The following is a 26,352-nucleotide window of genomic DNA, read 5'->3' on the forward strand; positions in this document are numbered from 1 at the left end:
CCTGAGATTTTACTAAAGAAAAATTGAGGGGGGCATTTTAGATGATAGTTGAAGAGATAATGAAAACGGAGATTGTTACGGTTACTCCAACGGTTTCAATCGCTGACACTATGAGATTAATGGAACTAAAAAAAATCCGTCATATCCCTGTTATAACTGCAAATAACCAGCTTGTTGGTATTGTTACTTTATCAGATATACGGGATGCAGCTCCATCTATATTTCGTGCTGATGAACATGTGGAAGACCTGCAAAAACCTGTTAATTCAATCATGAAAAAAGATGTTATTACAGGTCATCCACTAGATTTTGTAGAGGAAATTGCCGCCGTATTTTATGAACATAAAATAGGCTGCCTGCCGATAACCAATGATCAAAAGCTTGTTGGCATTGTTACCGAAACGGATCTGCTTCGAACACTTGTTGAGTTGACAGGTGCTCATCAACCCGGTTCCCAAATTGAAATCAGGGTGCCTAATCTTGCAGGAAAATTAAGTGAGATTACTAGTATTATAAAACAGCGAAAAGCGAATATTTTAAGTGTCCTTGTATATCCTGACAAAAAGGATGATCAATTCAAAATTCTTGTCATTAGATTGCAAACAATGAATCCAACAGTCCTCATTCAGGATTTAAAACAATCTGGTCATGATGTGTTATGGCCCAATCTGCCAGGTGTATCTCTATGAGTGATTCATGTTCATTTGTATTCTCAGAAGAACTGTTGAATTATAAATTCAATAGTAACCATCCTTTTAATCAATATCGACTTAAACTTACTGTTGATTTATTACATAGATTAAATGCCCTGGAAAATCATCAGGTTATTCCTCCTAGAATGGCTACAGATGAAGAACTAAGCCTTATTCACGATCCGAGCTATATTGATGCTGTTAAGATGGCAGGGCAGGGGCAGCTGCCGCAGCACATTGCTGAGAACTATGGGATTGGTACGGAGGATACTCCGATATTTCCGAATATGCATGAAGCAAGTGCATTATTAGTTGGAGGTACGCTGACGGCTGTCGATCAAGTGATGACAGGAAAAGCACTCCATGCACTACATCTAGGCGGGGGACTGCATCATGGATTTCGAGGAAAAGCTTCTGGATTTTGCATATATAATGATAGTTCAGTAGCGATTAAATATCTGCAAAATAAATATAATGCCAGAGTTCTTTATGTTGATACCGATGCCCATCATGGCGATGGTGTTCAATGGTCCTTTTACGACGACCCTGATGTTTGTACCTTATCCATACATGAAACAGGGAGATATTTGTTCCCTGGTACCGGTAATGTTAATGAAAGAGGCCAAGGAAAGGGATATGGTTATTCCTTTAATATTCCAGTAGATGCATTTACTGAGGATGAATCTTGGCTCGAGGTTTACACTAATTCACTGAAAGAAGTTGCTGAATTTTTTAAACCAGACGTTATTTTGACACAAAATGGGGCAGACTCTCATTATTATGATCCTTTAACACATTTATCGGCTACCATGAAAATCTACCGTGAAATCCCAAAACTTGCACATGAAATTGCCCATCAATATTGTGGAGGAAAATGGATTGCAGTGGGGGGCGGCGGTTATGATATTTGGAGGGTTGTTCCAAGGGCATGGGCGCTGATATGGATGGAAATGATTGAAAACTCAAACTGTTATGGAAGTTTACCAAAAGATTGGCTGGAGTACTGGCAGGAAAAAGCACCCGTGACACTGCCAATAAATTGGAATGACCCAGAAGATATGTATAAACCAATTCCTAGAAAAGCAGAAATTACCGAAAAAAATTTACTTACTCTCGAAAAAGCCCTTTACCCAATTAGAAATCATCAAAAAAGTGAATATAAAAAATAATAGGGCTTGGATATCCAAGCCCTATTACTTTTTAAGATGCAGGTGCAGGTGTAGTTGGTGGAGTTGGAGTAGGTTCAGGTTTACTTCCAACTTCAACCTTATTAGATGGTGGTGATTCTTTCCCTGCGATGTCTACTGCAGTAACATGGTATGAACCGCTGGAAGCTGTGAATGAAAGACTAGAACCACTTACAATACTTCCGACCTTTGATCCGTTTTGATAAACTCGATATCCAACGACATCATTATCCCCTGGTGCTGACCAGGAAAGCTTGTTACCTGAAAGTTTCAGATTAACGCCATCAGGCCGCTTCCCGTTATCTACAATTTTATCGTTTGGAACGAGGATTTTACCCCACCGTGCCATTTTAGGGATAAGCTGGCTATAATTGTTAAAATTACCACCTGTCATTCTTGAAATAAAGTCAGGATTTAAGATAACACCTTGCTGAGAAAATTCAGCTGGTGTAGAATCTAATGCTAGATATTTCTTATCACCAACTTGTACATATTTTCCTGCAATTAAGCTATCATCTCGTTTAGTCGGTACATTTTCAACATTAAAGTAATCACTTTCGACTAAACCTGCTTTTGAACAGGCATCTGAAGGTAATAACCCCGAAACAGCGCAGAACGAGCGCTTTACGATTCCAGCTGGTACTGAAAACGATTGGTTAGGGTTTATTAACTCAGGTTTAATATCATAGGCAGCATTTATTAATTCAGCCCACAGGTTGTTGGTTCTCTGAGAGTAAGACATTCCACCTGTTTTTAATGATTTAGGTGTATCGTAGCCTGTCCAGATTCCGAACGTTACACTAGGATTGGTAGCAACAAACCAAGCGTCATGGAAATCATGCCCTGTTCCGGTTTTACCTGCCCAATCTGCTCTGAACTTTAATTTACTATTGATACCTGAAGCCGTACCACTTTTGATAACATCCCGCATCATATCGACCGTTAAAAATGCTGTTTGTGGTTTAAACACATCAACTGGCTTCACTTGATGCTGATAGATCACTTTGCCATCGTTGTCGACAATTTTATCAATCATGTATGCATCAATAAATTTACCTTCATTAGCAAAGGTTCCGAAGGCGTTGGTGTTTTCTTCAACGGTTACGCCATTTTTCATGGAGCCTATAGAGGTTGCGAGATTGGTATAATCCTCGCTTCTTAGAGATGTAAAGCCCATTTTTTCAAGATATTTCGCAGGCTGCTGGTCAATAATATCTCTGTAAAGTTTAACCGCAGGAACGTTATAAGATTTTTTTAATGCATGTCTTGCTGAGGTGATACCGCTGTATCGCCTGTCATAGTTATTCGGCCAAGGTTTTGGATTGGTTGGATCCAGCCTTAAAGCTACGTCCGGTAAAGGAGTGCCTGGTGATGCTTTCCCCAATTCAATCGCTGGCGCATAAACGAGAAGAGGCTTCATCGTAGAACCATTTTGGCGGACAGCGCTAGTCGCATGATTAAGCTCCTGCTTATTATGGTCTCGTCCACCGACAAAACTAATGATTTTTCCTGTTTTATTCTCGATTAGCATAGCGCCGACTTCAACCGGCTCCATGACAGTAATTGTCTCCCCGGTTTCCGGATCCAGTTTTTCTTCAGGCTTATCAGGCCCGTAGTTAGGGTAGTTATTCTTTATAACTTGGAAGACATCATATATATCTTTGTTAATGGTTGTGTGAATTTCATATCCATTTTGTCGTAAATTTTGCTTGGCTAATGTTCGGTATTTATAATATAGATTTTCATCTTCCTTTAAATCCTTTTCTTCATAACCTTCATTTTTCGCTAATACATTGGTCAGTACTTCAACCGCTCGATTTTCAATTTCAAATGATAAGAATGGATATTTTTCAAGCGGGTTGTCTCCTGCAGGAATAAAATCCTTAGTTATATCATAGGCTGAGGCTTCGGCGTACTCAGTTTCAGTGATGTGACCGCCATCATACATTCTTTTTAATACCGTTTTCATTCGGCTGAGGCCAGGCTCTAAATTGTTTTTCACAGTACCTTCTCTGGTAAAAGGAGTATATCCAAAAGGACTTTGTGGTAATCCAGCGATAAAGGCAGCTTGTGGAAGGTTTAATTCGCTGGCAGTTTTTCCGAATATTCCTTTTGCTGCTGCTTGAACACCGCCGATATTCCGTCCGGATGAGTTCCGCCCAAATGTAGAAACATTTAAGTAAGCTTCTAAAATTTCTTTCTTGCTAAAAAACTTCTCTAAGCGAAGGGCAAGCAAGATTTCATTTGCTTTTCTTTCAAATGAGACTTCGTTTGTTAAGATTTGGTTTTTAATTAATTGCTGTGTTAATGTACTTCCGCCTGATTGAACTGCAGAGTTTGTTACTTCTTGAAAGAGTGCACGAAAAACAGCTTTTGGCACTACTCCTTTGTGTGTATAAAAATACTCATCCTCTGTTGCAATGACCGCTTTTACAAGATAATCTGATACTTGGTCAATTTTAACTTCTTCACGTTCAAGATCAGTACGCAGCTTTCCAAGATAGACATTGTCAGAAAAATATAAGTTCGATGTTTCGGTATAATTATAAATATCTTTCTTCATGCTGTCGTAAGACCGAACGGGTTCGTCTTTTACAAGCGAGGCGAAATAACCAGCTCCCACACCACCTGCGAATGCTCCCCCAAGTATAACTACAGTTAGGAGCAGCAGTAATAGGTTCCAAAATACCTGGTACGTTATTCGTGCACTCTTTACAGTTTTTTTATGGGTAAACAAGTTGGTTAAGGACTTTACTTTCTCTATCCACGCTTGAAGTTTATCATTCATAGAATCACCTCTTTTAAAATCACATATATTATAGCATAATGAGCATTGTAAAAATGACAAACTTCTACATTTTTCTGATATTACCAGTTCTTGTTTGACAGCAGGTATAAATTATGGTAAAAATTCTATAAGTTAAAAAATTATAATCAAGCTATGAAGGGAATCTACTGTAGGTCTTCTATCCCTGTTTTTAGAGAGTCAGCGGCTGGTGAAAGCTGACACATATAGAAGAGTGAATTACGTCCCAGAGCTTTCTCCGTGAAATGATAAGTAGCGGTGAACGGTAAAAACCGTTAATTTTTCGAGTTGGAGGAATCTTTCCTCAAGCCGGGTGGTACCGCGCGTTTATGCGTCCCTGCAATTTTGCAGGGGCGCTTTTTGTGTTTATTTTGAGAATGGAGGATGAAAAAATGGATTTATTACAGGATTTAGCTTGGCGTGGTCTCATCTACCAGCAGACAGATGAAGAAGGTCTGAAGGATTTAATTGGTAAGGAGAGTATCTCGCTATATTGTGGAGCAGACCCAACTGCAGACAGTTTGCATATAGGTCATTTGGTACCATTCTTAACACTTAGAAGATTTCAGCAGCATGGTCACCGGCCAATTGTTTTAGTAGGCGGTGCGACAGGACTTATCGGCGACCCAAGTGGAAAAAGTGAGGAGCGTAACCTGCAAACTCTGGAGGCTGTTCAGAAAAATGTAGAGGGGATTCAAAAGCAATTAGCAGCAATTTTTAATTTCGATGGTGAAAATGGTGCTGTCATGGTAAATAACTATGACTGGGCTGGATCAATGGACATTGTTACATTCTTACGAGATATTGGTAAGCACATCGGTGTTAATTATATGCTGGCAAAGGATACGATTGCGTCAAGACTTGAATCAGGAATCTCTTTTACGGAGTTCACTTACACCATTCTGCAAGCTATGGACTTTAATCACCTTTACGAGAATTTAAACTGTAAATTACAGGTTGGAGGAAGTGACCAATGGGGGAATATCACTTCTGGTTTAGAACTAATTCGTAAAATGCAGCCAGAAGGTGCGAAGGCATTTGGATTAACAATCCCGCTTGTGACAAAAGCAGATGGCACAAAATTCGGTAAAACAGAAGGCGGAGCAGTTTGGCTGGATGCTAAGAAAACCACTCCTTATGAATTCTACCAATTCTGGATTAACTCAGCGGATGCCGATGTGGTTAAATACTTGAAATACTTTACTTTCTTGTCCCACGAGGAAATCGAAGCACTTGAAAAGTCTGTTCAAGAAGAACCACATTTACGTAAGGCACAAAAGGCTTTAGCTGAGGAAATGACTCGTCTAATTCATGGTGAAGAATCCCTTCAGCAGGCTATTAAAATCACGGAAGCGTTATTCAGCGGAGATGTTCGCAGTTTATCTGCTGCAGAAATTGAACAAGGTTTCAAAGATGTACCATCTTTTAATGCTGGTGATACAGAGGGGAACTTGGTTGACTTATTAGTAGCTGCAAAAATTTCTCCTTCCAAGCGCCAGGCGCGAGAAGACATCACGAATGGTGCCGTTACAGTGAACGGAGAACGCATTACCGATACTTCTTACGAATTAAAAGACTCTGATCGAATAGAAGGGCAGTTCACCATTATTCGAAGAGGTAAAAAGAAATACTCACTTATTAAATACTAATCTTAATGGGTCCGGTCTCGTGAATATAATGAGGCCGGTTTTCTATTTTTATGGCAAAGAGCATGATTGTGCCCGAAAAAGTGGAGGGAGTGAAATTTGGGTCACAATAATCACAATAAGGTGATGATTGTGACCGAAAAAGTGGGGGTAGAGAAATTTGGGTCACAATAAGTGGGTGATTGTAACCGAAAAAGTGGGTGGAGGGAAATTTGGGTCACAATCCCCGGGAACACTAACAATTAGTAACAGGACAATAAGGAAATACGTCTTATATAATAAGAAGATTCTTTTGGGGTGATACTATGAAGTTTTTAGTCCATGCTTTTTTTATCATTCTCTTTTTACTACTTACTTTCTTTGGGCTAGGACCCGTATTATATGCAGATGGTGTTATACAAGAACGGCTATGGACTGCAGCAGTGGTTGTTGCACTGTACATCATACTTTCCTATCTATATTCAAGAGCGAATAAGTGGTTAAAAAACAAATAAAAAAAAACGTGCCAAAGCTGGCACGTTTTTTTGAAATATTAACGAGAGTAGAACTCGACGATAAGAGTTTCGTTAATTTCAGCTGGTAATTCAGAACGCTCTGGTAAGCGAGTGAATGTACCTTCAAGCTTGTCTGCATCAAATGTTAAGTAGTCAGGAACGAAGTTATTAACTTCGATTGCTTCTTTAACAGCAACAAGGTTACGTGACTTTTCACGAAGAGTGATAGTTTGACCAGCAGCTAAACGGTATGATGGGATATCTACGCGTGATCCATCAACCATGATGTGACCGTGGTTAACTAATTGACGAGCTGCACGACGAGTACGAGCTAAACCTAAACGGTAAACTACGTTGTCAAGACGTGATTCAAGCAAGATCATGAAGTTTTCACCGTGAACCCCGCCCATTTTGCCAGCTTTGTCAAAAAGGTTACGGAATTGACGCTCAGTTACTCCGTACATGTGACGAAGTTTTTGCTTTTCTTGTAATTGCAATCCGTATTCAGAAAGCTTCTTACGTTGGTTAGGACCATGTTGTCCTGGAGCGTAAGGACGCTTTTCTAATTCTTTACCTGTGCCGCTTAGTGAGATACCAAGACGACGAGAAATTTTCCAGCTAGAGCCAGTATAACGAGCCATGAATGACTCCTCCTTAGTGTTTTTATTTTGGTAAAATAAAAACCGTTATGAAACATCAATGATAGCCATTTTGTTTTCATGTACCTTCGCCCTAGCAGCAGAGGGTTACAAGATACACCTTCATAAGATTATAGACTCTTATGAGGAACAAACTGAGACCGTTCAAGTGTTCACATAGGCTGCAGTTATTTTACACAAGGAGTATTATATAATTTTATTCATGATTGTGTCAAGTTAATATCAGGAAAATCCTAACCATTATTGAATAGTATATAGAAACAGAAATAAAGTAAGCGTTTTCAATTAGGAGGAGTCAGAGTGGAAAAGAATAATTTGCGGTTTGAAACAGAAGCAATTCACGCCGGCTACAGTTCAAAGGAGCACCAAGATAGCTTAGTCCCTCCCTTGTATCAAACTTCCACGTTTACCTTTGATAGTGCTGAACAAGGGGAAAGAAGATTTGCTGGGCAAGAAGAAGGCTATGTTTATTCCAGACTAGCTAATCCTACCGTTAAAATCCTCGAAGAGAGAATGGCAAAGCTTGAGCAAGGGGAAGCAGCCTTGGCCTTTTCCTCAGGCATGGCAGCCGTATCTGCTGTTTTGGCAGCTTTAACGAAAACAGGCGACCATATCCTGTGTTCACAAGGTGTATACGGTTGTACATTTGGGTTACTGCAATTTTTAAAAGAAAAATATAACATTGGCCATGATTTCTCAGCTATGTCTACAAAAGAAATACTTGAAAACGACCTTAAACCTAATACATCCTGTATCTATATAGAAACCCCAATCAATCCAACCATGAAACTAGTTGATTTAGAGTTAGTTGCAAGCGCTGCAAAACAACGTGGTATACCTGTTGTGGTGGATAATACATTTTGCTCTCCTTATTTACAGACCCCTATCAGTCATGGCTGTGATATTGTTCTTCATAGTGCAACGAAATATATATGCGGCCACGGTGACGTCATTGCGGGAATTGTTATTGGCAGCAGTAATTTTATTAAGGAAGTATCGAGAACCACCCAAAAAGATATCGGTGGTATTATTTCTCCTTTTGATGCTTGGTTGTTACTAAGGGGATTGAAAACATTGCCCGTTAGGATGGACCGTCATTGTGAAAATGCTAGTATGCTTTTTGAATTTTTAAGAACTCATCCAAAGGTAGAGACCATCTATTTTCCTGGTAATAGCGATTTTACAGAAGATAATTCAATCATGCATAAACAAATGAAAAAACCGGGTGGTTTGATTTCGTTCTCAATCAAGGGAACAAAACAAACTGCTCAACTACTTATGAATCAATTGAAATTGATAAAAATAGCGGTGAGCCTAGGTGATGCAGAAACTTTGATACAGCACCCGGCCACCATGACACATGCAGTTGTTCCAGAAGAGGAACGGAGAAAAATGGGGATAGAGGACACATTACTGCGTCTTTCGGTAGGACTTGAAGCCTGGGAAGATATTAAAGAAGACATAGAACAGGCACTTGAAAAAATATAAAAAACTCGCCGCGCGGCGAGTTTTTTTACAAATATTCAACCAGGATAGCAGTAAGTTCCTCCAACTGCTCTTGGTCCAATTCATCAAAGCGATTTTTTTCAGGTGAGTCAATATCTAAGACGCCTAGTAATTCTCCGTCTTTAATAAGGGGAATAACGATTTCAGAATTCGAAGCAGCATCACAGGCGATGTGTCCTGGAAATTGATGAACGTCTTCCACCCGAAGGGTTTCCTTGTTTTGTGCAGATGTTCCGCATACACCCTTGCCTAGCGGGATGCGAACGCAGGCTGGAAGTCCTTGAAAGGGTCCCAATACAAGTTCGTTGTTGTCATCTAATAAATAGAAGCCAACCCAATTTATCCGGTCAAGAAACTGATTTAATAAAGCAGAAGTATTACTAAGATTTGCAATTTGATTTTTCTCGCCATGGAGAAGGGCCTGCAATTGTTTTTTTACCAATTGATAATTTTCTTGGCGGCTCCCTTTGTACATTTCGACATTAAACATGTTTTTTCACCCATCTCTTTTTAAATTACTTATATATTTTATCAAACTCACAAGAAAAAGAGCATACTTTGTCGATATTTTTATAAAGGATTCAACCCTTATGAAAAGAATAGTTATAGTAAGGATAAAAGTAATAGTACGCAGGAGGTGTAAAATGAAAAAGGATTCTAAGGAAGAAATAGTGAAAGCGGCCATATCACTTTTTAATTCAAATGGATATGCTGGAACATCAATACGTGACATTGCCAAAGAAGCGAATGTTAATTCGGCAACCATTGCCTATCATTTTGAGAATAAACTTGGCTTATTAGAATATTGCTTTACTTACTTTTTTGAGCAATACCTTAGCATAATTGAAGAAAAGTTCTCCTCTATGGATACAGGCGTAAAGGATTGTCTAAAAAGAATAACAGCTGACTTGCTGCATTATCAATGTGAAAATATTGAACTTACCAGTTTTGTCTACCGAGAAATGTCAATGGATTCTCAAGTAGTAAGAGAAATTATGTCCACTTACGCCCTTAAGGAGAAATACTATTTTCAAAAGATCTTTGAAAAAGGGTTTGAAAGAAAAGAATTCCGTCCACATTCTATCGCCTACCTGATCATTCAATACAAGGGCTTACTTATGATGCCGTTTATTAATGCTCATTATTTACGTGAGGTACTTTATATTTTTCCAAATGAAAGATTCTTCGAACAAAAGTACTTAAAGGAAATAAACCTTTGGATTGAAAATACATTAGCAGCAAAAATTATTGAAAAGAAAGAGGCAATCATGTAATCGGAAGGATCGAAATTTATATATTAAGCACTAGCTTGGAAACCAAAGTTCCTTCAAGCAAGTGCTTTTTTATTTGGAAATTATTGATAAATCTTACTATACCAAAGGTTTTTGTCATAAAATAGTAATATAAAATTTCTTTTTCAAAAAAAATGAAAATAATAGTCAAAAAATGTCGTTTACATGGTATCATAGAGGCATTGAATTTATCCATTTATAAATTTTTTATAGATTAGTATTTAGCTTTAAAGATTAATGAAGTGTTTGAAACAGGAGGCTTGAATGTGAAATATTTTATTGGATTTATCATCCTGCTACTAGCCTTATTTGTATTGGGGTATTTTATAAAGAAAAAGTATTTTAAAGAGATGGATAGGTTAGAAGCCTGGAAAATTGATTTATTTAATCGGCCAATTTTGGACGAAATGTCGAAGGTAAAACAATTGAATATGACCGGACAAACCGAAGAATTATTTGAGGGCTGGCGTAATCAATGGGATGATATCATTACCGTTAAATTACCACAATTGGAAGAATTGCTATTTGATGCCGAAGAATACATTGACCGCTATCGCTTTAATAAAGCGAAAGGTATTCAACAGGATATTAATGATAAATTACAGGCAACTGAAAATGAGATTAATAAAATTGTCGAGCAACTGCATGAGCTTGTTGGAAGCGAAGAGAAGAACAGAACGGAAATTGAGCAGTTAAAGGAATTATATCGAGAAACGAAAAAAACGCTGCTGGCTCATCGTCATAGTTTTGGAAAATCTGAAAAACACTTAGAAGCCCAATTGGATGATGTTACGAAAAAGTTTCATGAATTTGATGAAAAAACTGAAAATGGTAATTATCTTGAAGCACGGGAACTTGTCCTTTTAATTCATGAACAACTGGAAAAAGTAAAATATAATATGGATTTAATTCCTCAGCTATTAATAGAGTGTCAATCACTTATTCCGGCACAGTTATCCGATATTATCGACGGATATCGTGAAATGACTGAAAAAGGATATTTCTTAGGGCATATACAGTTGGAAGATGAAATCGAAAGTTTACGAGCAAAATTAGTTGAGTATTTAGCTCTTATTGAAGAGACAAAAATTGAAAGTGCACTAGAGGGAATTGGCGAAGTAAAAGAACGTATTGACATCCTTTTTGACTTGTTGGAGAAAGAAGTGAATGCTAAGCATTTTATCCTTCAAAATGAAAAAGGGATGACAGGGCTTTTAACTTCTGTACTGGAAGAACATGACCATCTATCAACTGAAGTAAAGCATGTTCAAGAAAGCTATCATCTTACAGAAATTGACTTTGAGATACAAAGACACCTAGAAAAACAATTGGCCTCAGTTATGAAGCACTATGAAATCTTGATGGAAAAGATCAATATTAACGAAACAGCATTAACAGTGCTCTGTGAAGAATTGAAAGAAATAAAAATTCAAATTGAAATGATTCAGGAAGAGCAGGAGAATTTTGGGATTAAGCTCCAAGCACTGCGTAAGGATGAGTTCGAAGCACGAGAGACACTAAGGGATCTGACCAAAAAAGTCGGTGAAACGATTCGTTTAGTATCCAAAAGTAATGTTCCTGGGTTACCGGAAGAATATAAATATTTATTCGAAGACACAAATGATAGCCTTCAAAACGTCAAACTGCAGCTTCAAGAAAAGCCGCTTAATGTTTCAGCACTGAATCAATATTTGGAAATTGCAGTCTTAACGGTTGAAAAATTATCAAATACTACAGTTGAACTGATTGAGAATGTCCAACTTGCTGAAAAGGCAATTCAATATGGAAACAGATATCGCAGTCAATATCCTTCGGTTGCTAAGGGGCTAAATGATGCAGAGCATGCATTTAGACAATTTGAGTACCAGGAAGCATTGGAGCAGGCAGCTGCTTCTCTTGAGTCCATTGATCCGGGTGCTTTGAAAAAAATTAAAGCCGCAGTTGGAAAGTAGTGGAAAGAGCTTGAACCGATTCATCTAAATGGTGAATCGGTTTTTATTTGTCTAGTCACAAACCTTTTTCAATTGATAAAGATTGTGGTAAGATTTAGTCTCGTGCAAAGGTAGGTGTAATAGAAATGATTTATTTTGATAATAGTGCTACCACCAGACCATATAAAGAGGTTTTAGACTCTTTTGTAAAGGTCTCCAGTGAGTTTTTTGGCAATCCATCTTCACTGCATGGTTTAGGTGTTCAAGCTGAGAAACTTCTTACACAAGCGAGATCGCAAGTGGCAAGCCTTCTAGGTGTAAAACAAAATGAAATTTACTTTACCTCTGGTGGTACAGAGAGTAATAATTTGGCAATTAAAGGGACAGCAATGTTACCTAAAAATATGGGCAAACACTTGATTCTATCTAGTGTTGAGCACCCCTCTGTCCGTGGCACTATGGAGCAGCTGAAAAAACTGGGATTTGATATAACCTATTTACCTTCTGACCAAAATGGAAGAGTGAATGTAGAGGATGTACAAGCTTCTATTCGAAAGGATACAATACTGGTTTCAATCATGCATGTAAATAATGAGGTCGGCACGATCCAGCCAATAGCAGAAATTGGTAAACTTTTGGAGCAATACCCGACCATTCTTTTTCATGTTGATGCTGTACAAGCTGTCGGAAAGTTTCCATTAAATTTAAATGAAAATGGTGTGGATTTATGTTCATTTTCTGCACATAAGTTTCATGGGTTAAAGGGGACTGGTGCGCTCTTTATAAGAGAAGGGGTTAGATTAGACCCGCTTCTTTCAGGCGGAAACCAAGAATGGAAAATTAGAAGTGGTACGGAAAATGTAGCAGGTGCTGTCGCAATGGCAAAGGCACTAAGGATGACAATCGAGAAAAGTGGATTAGGATTAGAAAATATGACAAAGGTTAAGTCCCTTTTGAGAGAAGGTTTAAGCAGGATAGAGGGGGTTACAATCAATACTCCGCTGGAAAACTCGGCACCCCATATTCTTAACTTTTCAATCAGTGGTGTTAAAGCTGAAGTTTTAATCCATACGCTGGAACAAAAAGGGATCTATTTATCGACAACAAGTGCCTGTTCTTCTAAGAAACAATTACCTAGTCAGACGCTATTAGCGATGGGGGTTCCAGACGACTTGGCGGACAGTGCGTTTAGAATAAGCTTATCGTATGATAATAATGAAGAAGAGGCAAAAAAAGTAATTGTGGCAATTGAAGAAGCTGCCAAACAACTAAGGAAGGTTATGAAATAATATGAATTATGATCGAATACTGATTCGCTATGGAGAAATCTCTACCAAAGGCAGAAATCGGAAGAAATTTGTAGATAAGTTAAGAAAGAGTGTTCGGATTGCATTGGCTCCCTTTCCGAAGATAAAAATACGAGCTGAGCGTGACAGGATGTATGTTCTGTTAAATGGGGAAAACGTTCAAGATGTCCTCAACTCATTGAAAAATATATTTGGTATCCAATCCCTTAGCCCAGCTATTAGAGTGGAAAGAGACCTTGAACAGATGAAAGAGGCTGCACTTTCCTTGGTGAGAAGTCTGTATAAAGAGGGACAAACCTTTAAAATCTCTCCAAAACGATCTGATAAAACATTTGAATTGGATACTTCTGGTATCAATCATACCTTTGGCGGGCATATTCTTGAAAATATCCCAGGAATAAAGGTAGATGTAAAAAATCCAGATATTAACTTAAAAATTGAAGTGCTTACCGATTCCATCTACATGTCTTGTGAGAACATTTTAGGAGCCGGAGGGCTGCCGGTGGGTTCTAGTGGAAAGGCAATGCTGATGTTATCGGGAGGAATTGATAGTCCGGTTGCAGGCTATTTGACAATGAAACGCGGTGTAGAAATCGAGGCTGTGCATTTTTTCAGCCCGCCGTACACCAGTGAAAGATCTAAAGAAAAAGTGATTGACTTAGCAAAGAAACTGGCTGAAATATTTGGTTCAATGAAACTTCATATTGTTCCATTTACTGCTATTCAGCAAACCATAAAAGAACAAATACCTGAAAACTATTCGATGACAACCACCAGAAGATTTATGCTTCGTATTACCGATGAAATTAGAAAAAAACAGGAAGCTCTTGCAATCATTACCGGTGATAACTTAGGACAGGTTGCCAGTCAAACATTAGAAAGTATGTATGCCATCAATGAGGTCACAAACACGCCAATACTAAGACCTCTGCTGACAATGGATAAAAATGATATTATAAAAATCGCCAAAGATATCGATACCTACGATATCTCAATAAGACCATTTGAGGATTGCTGTACCATTTTCGTACCATCCTCACCAAAAACAAAACCAAAAAGAGAAAAAGTACAGCACTACGAAAGCTTCCATGACTTCGACACCATCATACAAGAAGCAGTAGAAAAAACAGAAACCCTAACAATCAAACCAGACACAAAACAAATAACCGAAGAATTCGAAGATTTATTTTAACTATCTGTGATACGGTTTAAAAAGTAGTTGGCACAATGTTGATTGGAACGGAAGGCACGAGACTCCTGCGGGAGAAGCGAGACAGGCGAGACCCCACAGACACGCAGTGTCGAGGAGGCTCGGCGGTCGCCCGCGGAAAGCGAAGTGCCTGGAGTTCCAATCAACATTACTTTTGAACAGGGCTTGTTAATATGTGAAATATTTGTGAACAATTACCAATTCAAAAAAAGAATACTGCCATGTGATTCTACACATTCTATACTCACAAGGAGGTGATATCACATGGCTAGTAACAACAACTCAAATCAATTACTTGTACCTGGTGTAGAACAAGCTCTTCAACAAATGAAATATGAAATTGCTTCTGAATTTGGCGTAAATCTTGGTGCAGACACTACTTCACGTGCTAACGGTTCTGTTGGTGGTGAAATCACTAAGCGTTTAGTTGCAATGGCTGAGTCTCAATTAGGCGGCGGATTTTCACGATAATAAATGAATAAGATGGCTACAGAGAGTGGGATTTTTCCCACTCTCTTTCTTTATGTACAAAAGAACTATTTCTAGTATAATAATTTTAAATTTTTAAATAATTTTGTATAATAAGATTTGTGATAGTGTTTTTATTTTGAGTGAGGGGGAGAAACATGAACCGCGAAGAATTAATTGCACCAGAAAAGTATAATCTTGTATCTGAAGTTGAACGTTTTGCAAAGGATCCGCAAAGATTAGCATTAAAATGGGAAAATGAATCAGGGGAAACGAAACAGGTTACATATGAAGAATTACTAAAAAAAGTGAACCGAGCGGGAAATGTTTTAACACAAAATGGCCTGAAAAAAGGGGATGTTGTTCTAGTAATAATCCCAAGACTCATTGAAGCCTATGTTGTTTACTTGGCTGCTTTAAAGGCTGGCCTAGTTGTTATTCCGAGCTCAGAAATGCTGCGTGAAAAGGACCTTCAGTATCGCATTACACATGGTGATGTAAAAGGTGTCATTAGTTATTATCCGTATGTTGATCAATTCGAAAATATTTCTAGTGAAGAACCGCTTTTGAAGGTTTCAGTAGGAGAAAAGCAAGATGGCTGGATTTACTTGGAAGAGGAAATGAAAGCGGCATCAGAGGACTTTGAACTGGCTGATACACTACGTGATGATATGGCGTTTTTATCCTATACCTCAGGAACAACCGGTAATCCAAAAGGGGTTGTCCATACTCATGGATGGGCATTTGCACACTTAAAGACAGCCGCACCTAAATGGCTTTGTATTGAAGATGGTGATACGGTTTGGGCAACTGCTGCACCTGGATGGCAAAAGTGGATTTGGAGTCCGTTTTTATCGGTACTTGGATCTGGCGGTACCGGGCTCGTATATAACGGAAAGTTTGAGCCGCAAAAGTATTTAAGTCTTTTAGAAAAATATTCTGTAAATGTGCTCTGCTGTACACCTACCGAATATCGTTTAATGGCGAAGGTAGAAAATCTCAATGAATACAAGCTGCCTAGTCTTCATAGTGCGGTTTCTGCCGGTGAACCACTTAATCGTGAAGTTATTGAAACGTTTGGGAGACACTTTAATGTTGATGTCCGTGACGGTTATGGACAAACAGAAAATACCTTATTGGTTGGTGTAACAAAAGGAATGGAGTTAAAATCCGGGTCTATGGGAAAACCAACACCAGGAAATCGGGTAGAAATCATTAATGAAGAAGGCGAAGTCTGCCAAGTGGGTGAAGTTGGGGATATCGCTGTACACGTCGAAACACCAGCATTATTTAAAAATTATTATAAAGACCCAGAGAGAACAGCAATGCAATTCCGCGGTGAGTACTATATTACTGGGGATAAGGCAAAGAGAGATGAGGATGGTTACTTTTGGTTTGAGGGACGCGGAGACGATATCATTATTAGCTCCGGCTACACCATTGGACCATTTGAAGTAGAGGATGCCCTTGTAAAACATCCATTCGTCAAAGAATGTGCCGTTGTCGCAAGCCCTGATGAAATTCGCGGCTTTATTGTAAAAGCATTTGTGGTATTAAAAGAAGATGTTGACGCAAATGATCCAGGATTAACAAAAAATCTCCAAGAACATGTCAAAACACTTACAGCACCATATAAATACCCAAGGAAAATCGAGTACTTGTCTGAACTGCCGAAAACAACTTCAGGGAAAATCCGCCGGATTGAACTTCGTCAGCAAGAAATGCAATCCATTAAACAATAAAAAGAAAGAGGGCTGTCGGTATATCCAATCGACAGCCCCTTTGCTTTATAAGAAAGTTCTTTTAACTTTTTCCCAGAAGGAATTATTTTTGAGTTTTAGTGTTTTAATTTTTTTATCTCCGAGTCGAATTTGAATTTTATCAACATGGCGAATGCTTAATGCCTCATTATCCAGCCCTATGGTAGGATGCTCATTGCCTTCAGAAATAATTTTAAGTGTGAGAGCGCGGTTGCCTCCTATAACGAATGGAGCACCTAAAGTTCGATATTTATTATTATTAATCGATGCAACCTCACTCACTTGCATGCAGGGGATTAAAGGGTCCACTACAGCGCCATTAACAGATTTATTGTAGGCAGTACTTCCTGTTGGTGTAGCGACGATTAATCCATCGCCTCGGAAGGTTTCAAAGTGCAGTTCATCAATAAAAACATCTAATTCAAGTGTTTTAATAATTGAGGAGCGAATACTAAACTCATTCAAGCATGGAAATACGCCTTGACCATCGACCATGACTTCGATGATAGGATAACGCCGTACCTTTAAATCCTCATTGGTAACAGTCTCAACCTTAGAAACAGCCTCAACCAATTTTGAGGATTCATTAATTTTAAAATCACAATACATACTTAAACTATCTTTTGTGGTGATACCACAATAAAGGACATCATCTCGAAAACCAGTCTTTCTTACAGCTTGAAGGAAAGTACCATCATCGCCGATGCTTGCAATAATATTGGCGTCACGGTGATCGTTTACAATCGTTAAATCATACTGTCTCACGGACTCGTCTAGATTTCCTATCTTTTCTAGCATTTCTTTATCTAAATGATGATAAAAGTAAATATTACGTCTATGTCCCATAGTAACCTCCATAATTTGGATGTAAATTTGTAAAAATGGCCCATTAAACTTTTTATTTTTGATAAACTAGAATAGTCTAAACTAATTTTAGCATTATTTTGAAACAATATTAAATTATGTAAGAAAAATTTTTAGTATCAACGAGGAGGAATTTTCACATGAATGGGAAACGATGGGCAGCCCTAGGAATTGCCGCTGCGTTATTTTTTGTATCGGTCATGATTAATTTTTTATCTGCATTTGCTTTTAAAGGGGTTGAAACAGACATTGGTGAGCTGTTGGCAGCTAGTGAGCTTCCTTTTGCGGAGGAAATAATACATGAAGGAAATGAGATGAAAAAGATTGCTGTACTTGACGTTGATGGAGTTATACAGGATACAAGTGACGCAGAGTCTCTATTTCAAGCAGCCGGATACAATCATCAAGGATTTATGAAAAAATTAGATTACATAAAAGATGATGATACCGTAAAAGGAATTATTCTAAAGGTTAACTCTCCAGGCGGCGGTGTTGTTGAAAGTGCTGAAATTCATGATAAGTTAGTTGAAATTCAAAAGGAAACAAAGAAACCAGTTTATATCTCAATGGGTTCCATGGCGGCTTCTGGCGGATATTATATCGCAGCTCCTGCTAAAAGGATTTATGCAAGTGAAGAAACGCTTACAGGTTCTCTAGGGGTCATTATGCAAGGAATCAACTATGAAGGATTAGCTGATAAGTATGGAGTGGATTTTGTAACCATTAAAAGCGGCCAATATAAAGATATTATGAGCCCAACTAGGGAAATGACGGAGGAAGAACGACAAATACTCCAAAAAATGATCGATAATTCCTATGAGGGGTTTGTTAAGGTAATTTCTGAAGGAAGAAAAATGTCACCAGATCAGGTGAAGAAAATTGCGGATGGAAGAATCTATGATGGCAGACAGGCGAAAGAGCTGAACTTAATTGATGGATTTGGGTACTTAGATGATGTGATCGAACAGATGATGGAGCAGGAGAAGCTAAAGGATGCGAAGGTTGTACGTTACACTGATTCAATCGGCTTTGGTTCATTGTTGAATTTTAAGGTGCAAAAGTTTATTGGTGCTGATAGTGAGATGACTGGACTTATGGAAATGTTATCAAGACCCAATTCTCCACGTCTAATGTATTTGTATGCAGAGTAGGGGGAGGAACTATAAATGGAAAATGATATTCAGATAAGCTTAAATCAAACAGAACAAGACGAAGATCAAATGGAACAATTGAAGACCACTCATGAACCTGAGCCCAGCTCCTTTCGCTATGCTGGGTTTTGGATGCGGTTCTGGGCCTACCTGCTAGATTTGATTATTATAGGGAGTATAGAGCGCTTAATTATAAATCCTCTATTTCGTGTATTGGAAATTCCGTTAGTAGAATTTAACATGTTTGCTCCAATTTCAATTGCTTCAGCAGTCATATTTTATTTGTATTTCGTTTTGATGACCAGATATTTTAATCAAACCCTTGGAAAAATGGTATTTGGTATAAAAGTAATTGATTTGAAGAATGAAAAATTAACGTGGGGAACCATTCTATTTCGAGAATGGATTGGCCGTTTTATCTCAGCAACGGTGGTTATAGGTTATATCATTGTCGCTTTTTTACCCAAAAAACAAGGTCTCCACGATCTTTTTACAGATACTTCTGTTATCCATGTAGAACGATAATATCAGACCCGCTAACTTTTAGGTTAGCGGGTTTATTTTTTACTCTTAAGGTGATACTAATAGGCTGAAAGGAGTGAAAAATTTGGTTTGGCTGTATATTGCTCTCATCGCTATTATTTTATTATTTCTACTAATCATTTTTTCAAAATTAACGATCCTTCTAAATTACTTTCATCACAATGATAACGATGAATTGAAGATTGAATTTAGAATCTGGTTTGGATTAATTAAGTATAAGATGAATATCCCTCTTATAAAGATTGACGATGATTCACCGAGTATTGTCGTAAAGGGAAATTCACAGATGGGGGATTCACATGATAATGATTCCTCAATGAATGTAGAACAAATTACAAAAGAAACGATTATGACCAAATTGACAAACGCAAAAGAAATCCTCGACCATGTTTTAAGTATGAATGTTATCGTCAGTAAATTTTTGAAAAGAATAGTTATTAAAACATTTGAATGGCATTCGTTAGTCGGAGCAGGGGATGCTGCCCATACAGGCCTTATTACAGGGGCACTTTGGATGATTAAAGGGAATGTTGTAGGTATGCTGAGTAATTTTTTTAGATTGAAGGAAATGCCAGTATTATCGGTTACGCCTCATTTCCAACTAGCCGTCATTCAAACTCGTATAACATGTATTTTTCAGTTTCGTATCGGGCATGCTATTTTAGCAGGATTAAAACTAATTAAATTCTGGAAGGGCGGACGCCCAAATTTCAAAGTGAATACTGCCTATTCGAAGGAAAAAACGAAAACCGTTTAAAAAAGAGGAGGAAACAGCCATGTCTGAACATCCAATTCAAGGTTTAATGACAACTGCAATGGAAAGCTTAAAAGAAATGATTGATGTAAATACGATTATTGGTGATCCAGTTGAAACTCCAGATGGCAGTGTTATTCTTACTGTCTCAAAAGTAGGCTTTGGGTTTGCAGCAGGAGGAAGTGAGTTTAAACTTGATGGCTCACAATCGAAAGAACAAGGTCAAGGACAACAGAAGCTTCCATTCGGAGGCGGTAGCGGCGGCGGAGTTTCCATTACTCCAATTGCTTTTTTAATTGTTAATTCTCAGGGAGTCAAAATGCTTCATCTAGACGAAAGCACTCACCTTTATGAAAAGATTTTGGAAATGGCACCTCAAGCTGTAGATAAAATTCAGCAAATGTTTTCGAAGAAAAATGAGCAGCAAAGCTCAGGTCAAGAGTCTGGCCAATCCAAACAAAACGAAACTCCTAAGCAAGCATTTGATATATAGAGAAAAAAGTTAATCTTCCAATTAAAAGGGAAGGTTAACTTTTTTCGTGAAGGCAGGAGCTTAAATCATTGCAAAAAAAATTCTGAAAAGATATATTAACACTGTACATAATTGTTATGAACGCGAAAATTATTTCGCATTTGTTCGTACGAAAAAGGAGGATGTTTAAATGGCAAACGTAACTTTTAAGGGGAACCCAGTAACATTGCTAGGCAACGAAGTGAAGGTAGGAGACAAAGCTCCTAATTTTAGCGTATTGGCAAATGATTTATCACCTGTAACACTAGAAAATACTAAAGGTCAGGTTCGTTTAATCAGTGCCGTTCCTTCTTTAGATACTGGCGTGTGTGATGCAGAAACACGTCGTTTTAATGAAGAAGCAAATAGCTTAGGAGATGTTAAAATCCTAACTGTCAGCGTAGACTTACCATTTGCACAAAAGCGCTGGTGCGGTGCAAACGGCATTGAAAATGTCCAAACATTATCAGACCACCGCGATCTTTCTTTTGGAGAAGCTTACGGTGTTGCAATCCAAGAGTTAAGATTGTTAGCTCGTGCAGTCTTTGTAGTAGACTCTTCAGATACTGTTACTTATGTGGAATATGTAAGTGAGGCAACCAATCACCCGAATTATGAAGCAGTACTTGAAGCGGCTAGAAATGCTAAGTAATTTTTTATGACGATTTGAAGGCCTCGTCAAAGGATGAGGCCTTTTTCTTTATTGTAGGAGGTATAGAGTATGAAAATTTCTCCAGTCGAGCAGCTTTTCACATTATTCAATGAAACTGCTCTTGTTTTACAGGAAGAACTATCTTGTACATATCTTGAAGCATTAGCAGAAACAGGCGAGAACTTATTTCACGGATCCATTCTTCAGGATGAAGTAAGTGAACTAACTGAAAAAAGGCTTGATAAACAATACAAAGAGGTAGATTTAAACAGTTTTACAAAGGAAGATATTCGAAAAGCCTATCAGCTTGTCATCTTAAAAGGTATGAAAGAGAATGTCCAGCCTAACCATCAAATGACTCCTGATAGTGTCGGGATGTTAATGAGCTATCTAGTAGATAAATTTATAGATCAGCCATCGTTCCGTTTGTTAGATCCTGCGATTGGAACAGGAAATTTGGTAACTACTGTATTAAATCAGCTGCAGAGAAATGTCCAATCAATTGGTATTGAAGTAGATGATCTGTTAATTAAACTTGCCTATGTGAATGCAAACTTACAAGAACATCCGATTGAGCTTTTTAATCAGGATAGTCTTGAGCCTTTATTTATCGATCCAGTTGATGCAGTTATAGCTGATTTACCTGTAGGGTATTATCCTAATGATGTTCGCGCCGCAGAATATAAATTAAAAGCCCCTGAAGGTCATTCTTATGCTCATCATTTATTTATTGAGCAAAGTGTCTCTCATACCAAACCAGGTGGTTATTTATTTTTTATTATTCCAAATGGCCTTTTTGAAAGTGACCAGGCACAACAGCTTCGTGAATATTTTAAGGAAGAAATCATTGTTCAAGGAGTACTTCAACTTCCTATCAGTATGTTTAATAATAAAAATGCAGCAAAAAGTATTTTGATCCTGCAAAAAAAGGGCGAAGGGATTGCCGCGCCGAAACAAGCCTTGCTTGCCAATCTTCCAAGCCTATCCAGTGTAGTTGAGATGGACAATATTTTAAGAAAAATTGATAAATGGTTTCAAGATAATAAGCGGTAAAACCGGGTTTAATATCGGTTTTATCGCTTTTTTTCGAGTTGAGAACAATTAGAATTATGTGAATAAATTTTCATTTTGAAGGTAACCGTTTCCATCCAATTTCCTCCTTGAAATGTAATATATACAGTGATTAAATGAGGTGATGAAAGCAATAAACAACGTCGCGTTTGAGCAGAATAACCTTGTACGCAGTATTGGACTTCCACCAACCGATGTTGTTTTTATAAAAGGAGCGGTAAACGAAATGTCTAAAATAATTGCAATTAATGCCGGCAGTTCTTCTTTGAAGTTTCAACTATTTGAAATGCCGGCTGAAGAAGTTATTACAAAAGGACTAATTGAAAGAATTGGCATAAGCGATTCAATTTTCACCATTTCGGTAAATGGAGAAAAAATTACAGAAACTATAGATATTCCTGACCATGACGTTGCGGTAAAAATGTTATTGGATAAGCTTACCACTTTAGGTATAATTCAATCTTTAAACGAAATTGAAGGAATTGGTCATCGTGTGGTTCATGGCGGAGAAGAGTTTGATGATTCCGCTCTTATTACAGAAGAGGTTCTAAATAAGATTGAAGCATTATCGGAATTAGCTCCATTGCATAATCCTGCAAACGCAACAGGAATTAAAGCTTTTCAAGCTGTACTTCCTAATGTTCCAGCTGTAGCTGTTTTCGATACAGCGTTCCATCAAACTATGCCAGAAAGTTCATATCTTTACAGCCTTCCATATGAATACTATGAGAAATACGGTATTCGTAAATATGGCTTCCACGGCACTAGTCATAAATATGTTTCACAGCGGGCTGCCGAACTTTTGGGGCGTCCAGTTGAACAGCTTCGCCTTTTATCATGCCATTTAGGTAATGGAGCAAGTATAGCTGCCATTGAAGGCGGAAAATCAATTGATACATCAATGGGCTTTACACCACTTGCAGGTGTTACGATGGGAACACGTTCAGGTAACATTGACCCTGCATTAATTCCATTTATTATGGAAAAAACAAATAAAACCGCTGAAGAGGTTCTCGATGTCCTGAATAAGAAGAGCGGGATGTTAGGCGTTTCTGGTTTCTCAAGTGATTTAAGAGACATTGAAATTGAAGCGCGTAATGGCAATGAACGTGCTCAGCTTGCACTAGACGTTTTTGCTAATCGAATTCATAAATATATTGGTTCATATGCTTCACGTATGTATGGAGTGGATGCTATTATTTTTACGGCTGGTATCGGTGAGAACAGTGATGTAGTCCGTGAAAAAGTATTAAAAGGTTTAGAATTTATGGGTGTTTATTGGGATCCAGCTTTAAATAAAATCAGAGGTGAAGAAAGATTTATTAATTATCCGCATTCACCTGTAAAAGTAATTGTCATTCCAACAAATGAAGAAGTCATGATTGCACGCGACGTCGTTCGTTTAGCGCAATAATGAATGATACAAAGGCAGACTATCCAAGAGATGGTTTGCCTTTTGGCATTTTTTAAGTATATTTCTTTGTGTTATACTGAAAGGAAAAGTAAGAAGTGAGGAGGGTATTGCCTATGCCATTAACTGAACGAGAGACAGAGGTATTGAATGAAATAAGAGAATGGGAAAACCAATTATTAAACTATGAGGCAAATGATTTACAGCTCACCTATGAAAAGTATTTAGAACGTTCTTTCTCATTACTGCCTGAAAAAGTTCAACAACAGTTTTTTTCAGTTATTGATAACTGGTTGTTCCATTTGCACGGTATGATCCAAGGCTCTCAGATTCAGATGGACGCAAAGGAAAGAATCCTTTCTTCGGGACGAGTTTTTAATAAGGAATTACACCAAATAGAGGACTTAGGAAAACTAAACATTGATCAGCTACAATACATAGCCATGCAGCAAATAGCAAGACATAGACTATATTCATTTACACAGGGTGGTTTAGCGGGAACAGGAGGACCTCTTCTCTTAGGTACAGATATTCCAGCTATGGCGGTTATCAATTTAAGGGTGGTACAGCTAATTGCCATGACATATGGTTTTGAGGTAAATACACCTTATGAGATGATGAGTTCTTTAAAAGTCTTTCATACAGCTACACTGCCCCCTCGTCTCCAAAAAGAAGGCTGGTCCAGCTTGATGAGTGAAATGAAATCAAATGACGAGCATTATTTTTATGAGGGTAACGAAGAAATTACGGATGTAACTTGGCTGGAACAGCCAATCCAACAATTATTTAAAGCAATGGTCATTACGATGTTCCGCAAGAAACTGATTCAAGGAATACCAGTTGTGAGCATGGCTATCGGTGCAGGGACGAATTACCAATTAACTAGAAAAGTTACAGAATTCGCCCATAACTATTACAAACTGAGATATCTTAATCAGAAAGAGGAAGTTTAAGATGAGCATAACTGAACATAAGCAAGGAGCCGTTAAGTCAGTTCATTGTAAAGTAATTACCGTAAGTGATACACGAAATAAAGATAGTGATAAAAGTGGGAAGTTAATGATAGAGATGCTGGAACATGCTGGGCATACCATTGTTGATTATGTAATCGTCAAGGATGAAGCAGCTCCAATAAAAGAAGCAATTTTAAATGGCTGTGAACATGAAGATATAGATGTCATTCTAACAAATGGCGGTACTGGCATAGCTAAGCGCGATGTGACAATCGAGACCGTTCAATTGCTGTTGGATAAAGAAATTGTCGGCTTTGGGGAGTTATTTAGAATGTTAAGCTATCAAGAGGACATTGGCTCCGCAGCCATCCTCTCACGTGCTATTGCAGGAGTAGTAAAGAACAAAGCTGTGTTCTCTACCCCAGGTTCTACGGGAGCAGTAAAACTTGCTATGAATAAGTTGATACTTCCAGAGATTGGCCATGTAGTAAGAGAAATAAAGAAAGATTTATAGTGAAAGAAGAGCTCCCTTAAACAGGGGAGCTCTTCTTATTGATGCATTTTATCTGCCATTGTTTGATTAGCCCTATACCATAGCCATAAATCATTAATGATGGAAGCAAGCTCAGCAATTTCACTGTTTAATTCACATGATTTTTTAAAGTTATTTTCATCAGAAAGTTGTGCTTGCTTTTGATTAATCGATTGTTCAAGTTCAGCGATTCGATCAGGAATGGAACCTCTAATTTTTTCCCAATGAAACAGGATTGCCTGCTGAGTTTCCTCACAATATTCTGTCCAATCCTTTTCTAAATTTGGTATGTGTATCCCCAGCCGATGATCGAAGGAAAAATATTCTTTCATGTGATAGCCTCCAAGACGAGTTATTCTTTTATTTTACAACACATCTTGAAAGCATTCACGGTTTATTGATTATAGTTTAGGAGCTTTTTTGTGTACGTACAATGAGGACATCGCAAGGTGCATAACGGGTAATGTGTTCAGAGACACTGCCAATCAAGAATCTCTCAACTGCATTCATCCCTGTAGCACCGCAAACAATTAAATCTATTTGATGTTTTTTTGCCATTTCTTTTGGGATTTTTACTTTGGGCGAGCCGTAGTCAATTTCATACTTCACACCAGAAACACCTGCAGCCTTTGCCTGGCTTTGATATCTTTCCAGCATATCAATAGCTAGTTTGTTTGCACGATCTGCAATCTCTGGATCATATGAATCAATTAACATAAATGACCTTGTGTCGATAATATGTGCTAAAAACAATTTTGCATTGTTTCTTTTGGCAATTTCAATTGATTTTTCAAGTGCCCACTCTGATTCTTTTGAGCCATCAATCGCAACTAAAATATGGTCATATCGAACTCCCATCGTAATCCCTCCTTACCTAAATTATACAATATTTTCTAGGAGTAAGATGTTTCAATTTTTCGAAAAATAATAGAGTGAAAATCCATCGAAGGGA

At 38.0% G+C, this 26,352-nt stretch carries 26 protein-coding genes and 1 other annotated feature; of the genes, 20 read left to right on the forward strand and 6 right to left on the reverse strand.

What is annotated here, in order from left to right:
• The first annotated feature begins 41 nt into the window (after positions 1–41).
• A complete protein-coding gene (locus H0184_RS11940) occupies positions 42–689 on the forward strand; it encodes an acetoin utilization AcuB family protein (RefSeq protein WP_221824889.1) in 648 nt (215 codons plus the stop codon).
• A complete protein-coding gene (locus tag H0184_RS11945; RefSeq protein ID WP_221824892.1) occupies positions 686–1,861 on the forward strand; it encodes an acetoin utilization protein AcuC in 1,176 nt (391 codons plus the stop codon). Before H0184_RS11940 ends, H0184_RS11945 begins: the two co-directional genes overlap by 4 nt.
• A gap of 31 nt (positions 1,862–1,892) precedes the next feature.
• On the opposite strand, the gene H0184_RS11950 is transcribed toward H0184_RS11945, so the two are convergent.
• Positions 1,893–4,667 carry a transglycosylase domain-containing protein gene (locus H0184_RS11950; protein WP_221824907.1) on the reverse strand — a complete coding sequence of 925 codons (2,775 nt, stop codon included), beginning with the start codon at positions 4,665–4,667 and terminating at the stop codon, positions 1,893–1,895.
• A gap of 144 nt (positions 4,668–4,811) precedes the next feature.
• Positions 4,812–5,027, forward strand: a binding site (T-box leader).
• Positions 5,028–5,077: 50 nt separating this feature from the next.
• Between H0184_RS11950 and tyrS the strand changes: the two genes are divergently transcribed.
• Positions 5,078–6,334 (forward strand): tyrosine--tRNA ligase, encoded by a 1,257-nt coding sequence (gene tyrS, locus H0184_RS11955; protein ID WP_221824920.1) that lies wholly within the window; start codon positions 5,078–5,080, stop codon positions 6,332–6,334.
• A 302-nt stretch (positions 6,335–6,636) separates the two neighbouring features.
• Complete coding sequence (locus tag H0184_RS11960) at positions 6,637–6,825, forward strand: DUF6954 family protein (RefSeq protein WP_221824923.1); 189 nt, start codon at positions 6,637–6,639, stop codon at positions 6,823–6,825.
• 38 nt (positions 6,826–6,863) lie between these two features.
• Here the strand turns inward: H0184_RS11960 and rpsD are convergent, their stop codons facing one another.
• A complete protein-coding gene (gene rpsD, locus H0184_RS11965; RefSeq protein WP_221824937.1) occupies positions 6,864–7,466 on the reverse strand; it encodes a 30S ribosomal protein S4 in 603 nt (200 codons plus the stop codon).
• Between the two features lie 318 nt (positions 7,467–7,784).
• On the opposite strand from rpsD, the gene megL reads away from it, so the two are divergent.
• The gene (gene megL / locus H0184_RS11970; RefSeq protein WP_221824939.1) at positions 7,785–8,972 is read left to right on the forward strand and encodes a methionine gamma-lyase; all 1,188 of its coding nucleotides are present in this window, start codon (positions 7,785–7,787) and stop codon (positions 8,970–8,972) included.
• A 25-nt stretch (positions 8,973–8,997) separates the two neighbouring features.
• Here the strand turns inward: megL and H0184_RS11975 are convergent, their stop codons facing one another.
• Positions 8,998–9,480, reverse strand: a complete 483-nt coding sequence (locus H0184_RS11975) for a GAF domain-containing protein (RefSeq protein WP_221824941.1) — start codon at positions 9,478–9,480, stop codon at positions 8,998–9,000.
• 154 nt (positions 9,481–9,634) lie between these two features.
• On the opposite strand from H0184_RS11975, the gene refZ reads away from it, so the two are divergent.
• The 6 genes from refZ (at position 9,635) to mbcS (ending at position 16,940) form a co-directional block, all read left to right on the forward strand.
• Complete coding sequence (gene refZ / locus H0184_RS11980; RefSeq protein ID WP_221824951.1) at positions 9,635–10,264, forward strand: forespore capture DNA-binding protein RefZ; 630 nt, start codon at positions 9,635–9,637, stop codon at positions 10,262–10,264.
• 284 nt (positions 10,265–10,548) lie between these two features.
• Positions 10,549–12,234 (forward strand): septation ring formation regulator EzrA, encoded by a 1,686-nt coding sequence (gene ezrA, locus H0184_RS11985; protein WP_221824953.1) that lies wholly within the window; start codon positions 10,549–10,551, stop codon positions 12,232–12,234.
• A 125-nt stretch (positions 12,235–12,359) separates the two neighbouring features.
• On the forward strand, positions 12,360–13,502 hold the full coding sequence (locus H0184_RS11990) for a cysteine desulfurase family protein (RefSeq protein ID WP_221824956.1): 1,143 nt from the start codon (positions 12,360–12,362) through the stop codon (positions 13,500–13,502).
• A gap of 1 nt (position 13,503) precedes the next feature.
• A complete protein-coding gene (thiI, locus tag H0184_RS11995) occupies positions 13,504–14,712 on the forward strand; it encodes a tRNA uracil 4-sulfurtransferase ThiI (RefSeq protein WP_221824973.1) in 1,209 nt (402 codons plus the stop codon).
• Positions 14,713–14,994: 282 nt separating this feature from the next.
• Positions 14,995–15,201 (forward strand): alpha/beta-type small acid-soluble spore protein, encoded by a 207-nt coding sequence (locus H0184_RS12000; protein WP_221824976.1) that lies wholly within the window; start codon positions 14,995–14,997, stop codon positions 15,199–15,201.
• Between the two features lie 155 nt (positions 15,202–15,356).
• Positions 15,357–16,940 (forward strand): acyl-CoA synthetase MbcS, encoded by a 1,584-nt coding sequence (gene mbcS / locus H0184_RS12005; RefSeq protein ID WP_221824979.1) that lies wholly within the window; start codon positions 15,357–15,359, stop codon positions 16,938–16,940.
• A 45-nt stretch (positions 16,941–16,985) separates the two neighbouring features.
• Here mbcS and H0184_RS12010 read toward each other — a convergent pair whose 3' ends face one another.
• Positions 16,986–17,804 (reverse strand): NAD kinase, encoded by an 819-nt coding sequence (locus H0184_RS12010; protein ID WP_221824982.1) that lies wholly within the window; start codon positions 17,802–17,804, stop codon positions 16,986–16,988.
• A gap of 158 nt (positions 17,805–17,962) precedes the next feature.
• On the opposite strand from H0184_RS12010, the gene sppA reads away from it, so the two are divergent.
• The 9 genes from sppA to H0184_RS12055 all read left to right on the forward strand — a co-directional run bounded on the left by sppA (position 17,963) and on the right by H0184_RS12055 (position 25,382).
• On the forward strand, positions 17,963–18,973 hold the full coding sequence (gene sppA / locus H0184_RS12015) for a signal peptide peptidase SppA (RefSeq protein WP_221824984.1): 1,011 nt from the start codon (positions 17,963–17,965) through the stop codon (positions 18,971–18,973).
• 69 nt (positions 18,974–19,042) lie between these two features.
• On the forward strand, positions 19,043–19,498 hold the full coding sequence (locus H0184_RS12020; RefSeq protein WP_260631555.1) for an RDD family protein: 456 nt from the start codon (positions 19,043–19,045) through the stop codon (positions 19,496–19,498).
• Positions 19,499–19,571: 73 nt separating this feature from the next.
• Positions 19,572–20,273 (forward strand): DUF2953 domain-containing protein, encoded by a 702-nt coding sequence (locus H0184_RS12025; RefSeq protein ID WP_313771757.1) that lies wholly within the window; start codon positions 19,572–19,574, stop codon positions 20,271–20,273.
• Positions 20,274–20,292: 19 nt separating this feature from the next.
• Complete coding sequence (gene ytfJ / locus H0184_RS12030; protein WP_221824991.1) at positions 20,293–20,763, forward strand: GerW family sporulation protein; 471 nt, start codon at positions 20,293–20,295, stop codon at positions 20,761–20,763.
• A 169-nt stretch (positions 20,764–20,932) separates the two neighbouring features.
• A complete protein-coding gene (tpx, locus tag H0184_RS12035; protein WP_221824994.1) occupies positions 20,933–21,433 on the forward strand; it encodes a thiol peroxidase in 501 nt (166 codons plus the stop codon).
• Positions 21,434–21,502: 69 nt separating this feature from the next.
• Positions 21,503–22,486, forward strand: coding sequence for a class I SAM-dependent methyltransferase (locus H0184_RS12040; RefSeq protein WP_221824997.1), 984 nt, complete (start codon positions 21,503–21,505; stop codon positions 22,484–22,486).
• Between the two features lie 244 nt (positions 22,487–22,730).
• A complete protein-coding gene (locus tag H0184_RS12045; protein ID WP_221825000.1) occupies positions 22,731–23,918 on the forward strand; it encodes an acetate kinase in 1,188 nt (395 codons plus the stop codon).
• Between the two features lie 113 nt (positions 23,919–24,031).
• On the forward strand, positions 24,032–24,868 hold the full coding sequence (locus tag H0184_RS12050) for an EcsC family protein (protein WP_221825002.1): 837 nt from the start codon (positions 24,032–24,034) through the stop codon (positions 24,866–24,868).
• Position 24,869: 1 nt separating this feature from the next.
• Positions 24,870–25,382 carry a MogA/MoaB family molybdenum cofactor biosynthesis protein gene (locus H0184_RS12055; protein WP_221825004.1) on the forward strand — a complete coding sequence of 171 codons (513 nt, stop codon included), beginning with the start codon at positions 24,870–24,872 and terminating at the stop codon, positions 25,380–25,382.
• A 35-nt stretch (positions 25,383–25,417) separates the two neighbouring features.
• On the opposite strand, the gene H0184_RS12060 is transcribed toward H0184_RS12055, so the two are convergent.
• Positions 25,418–25,732 (reverse strand): hypothetical protein, encoded by a 315-nt coding sequence (locus H0184_RS12060; protein WP_221825008.1) that lies wholly within the window; start codon positions 25,730–25,732, stop codon positions 25,418–25,420.
• Positions 25,733–25,808: 76 nt separating this feature from the next.
• Entirely contained in the window at positions 25,809–26,258 is a 450-nt protein-coding gene (locus H0184_RS12065) for a universal stress protein (RefSeq protein WP_221825010.1), read from the reverse strand.
• Positions 26,259–26,352 lie beyond the last annotated feature (94 nt).

The sequence above is a fragment of the Neobacillus niacini genome (genome assembly GCF_019749295.1).
Classification (GTDB): domain Bacteria; phylum Bacillota; class Bacilli; order Bacillales; family Cytobacillaceae; genus Neobacillus; species Neobacillus niacini_D.

Bases quoted from the DNA above. Each gene is read 5' to 3' on its own strand.
- H0184_RS11940 (WP_221824889.1), top strand. From the start codon at position 42: ATGATAGTTGAAGAGATAATGAAAACGGAGATTGTTACGGTTACTCCA.
- H0184_RS11945 (WP_221824892.1), top strand. From the start codon at position 686: ATGAGTGATTCATGTTCATTTGTATTCTCAGAAGAACTGTTGAATTAT.
- H0184_RS11950 (WP_221824907.1), bottom strand. From the start codon at position 4,667: ATGAATGATAAACTTCAAGCGTGGATAGAGAAAGTAAAGTCCTTAACC.
- tyrS (WP_221824920.1), top strand. From the start codon at position 5,078: ATGGATTTATTACAGGATTTAGCTTGGCGTGGTCTCATCTACCAGCAG.
- H0184_RS11960 (WP_221824923.1), top strand. From the start codon at position 6,637: ATGAAGTTTTTAGTCCATGCTTTTTTTATCATTCTCTTTTTACTACTT.
- rpsD (WP_221824937.1), bottom strand. From the start codon at position 7,466: ATGGCTCGTTATACTGGCTCTAGCTGGAAAATTTCTCGTCGTCTTGGT.
- H0184_RS11975 (WP_221824941.1), bottom strand. From the start codon at position 9,480: ATGTTTAATGTCGAAATGTACAAAGGGAGCCGCCAAGAAAATTATCAA.
- refZ (WP_221824951.1), top strand. From the start codon at position 9,635: ATGAAAAAGGATTCTAAGGAAGAAATAGTGAAAGCGGCCATATCACTT.
- H0184_RS11990 (WP_221824956.1), top strand. From the start codon at position 12,360: ATGATTTATTTTGATAATAGTGCTACCACCAGACCATATAAAGAGGTT.
- thiI (WP_221824973.1), top strand. From the start codon at position 13,504: ATGAATTATGATCGAATACTGATTCGCTATGGAGAAATCTCTACCAAA.
- H0184_RS12000 (WP_221824976.1), top strand. From the start codon at position 14,995: ATGGCTAGTAACAACAACTCAAATCAATTACTTGTACCTGGTGTAGAA.
- mbcS (WP_221824979.1), top strand. From the start codon at position 15,357: ATGAACCGCGAAGAATTAATTGCACCAGAAAAGTATAATCTTGTATCT.
- H0184_RS12010 (WP_221824982.1), bottom strand. From the start codon at position 17,804: ATGGGACATAGACGTAATATTTACTTTTATCATCATTTAGATAAAGAA.
- sppA (WP_221824984.1), top strand. From the start codon at position 17,963: ATGAATGGGAAACGATGGGCAGCCCTAGGAATTGCCGCTGCGTTATTT.
- H0184_RS12020 (WP_260631555.1), top strand. From the start codon at position 19,043: ATGGAACAATTGAAGACCACTCATGAACCTGAGCCCAGCTCCTTTCGC.
- ytfJ (WP_221824991.1), top strand. From the start codon at position 20,293: ATGTCTGAACATCCAATTCAAGGTTTAATGACAACTGCAATGGAAAGC.
- tpx (WP_221824994.1), top strand. From the start codon at position 20,933: ATGGCAAACGTAACTTTTAAGGGGAACCCAGTAACATTGCTAGGCAAC.
- H0184_RS12040 (WP_221824997.1), top strand. From the start codon at position 21,503: ATGAAAATTTCTCCAGTCGAGCAGCTTTTCACATTATTCAATGAAACT.
- H0184_RS12045 (WP_221825000.1), top strand. From the start codon at position 22,731: ATGTCTAAAATAATTGCAATTAATGCCGGCAGTTCTTCTTTGAAGTTT.
- H0184_RS12050 (WP_221825002.1), top strand. From the start codon at position 24,032: ATGCCATTAACTGAACGAGAGACAGAGGTATTGAATGAAATAAGAGAA.
- H0184_RS12055 (WP_221825004.1), top strand. From the start codon at position 24,870: ATGAGCATAACTGAACATAAGCAAGGAGCCGTTAAGTCAGTTCATTGT.
- H0184_RS12060 (WP_221825008.1), bottom strand. From the start codon at position 25,732: ATGAAAGAATATTTTTCCTTCGATCATCGGCTGGGGATACACATACCA.
- H0184_RS12065 (WP_221825010.1), bottom strand. From the start codon at position 26,258: ATGGGAGTTCGATATGACCATATTTTAGTTGCGATTGATGGCTCAAAA.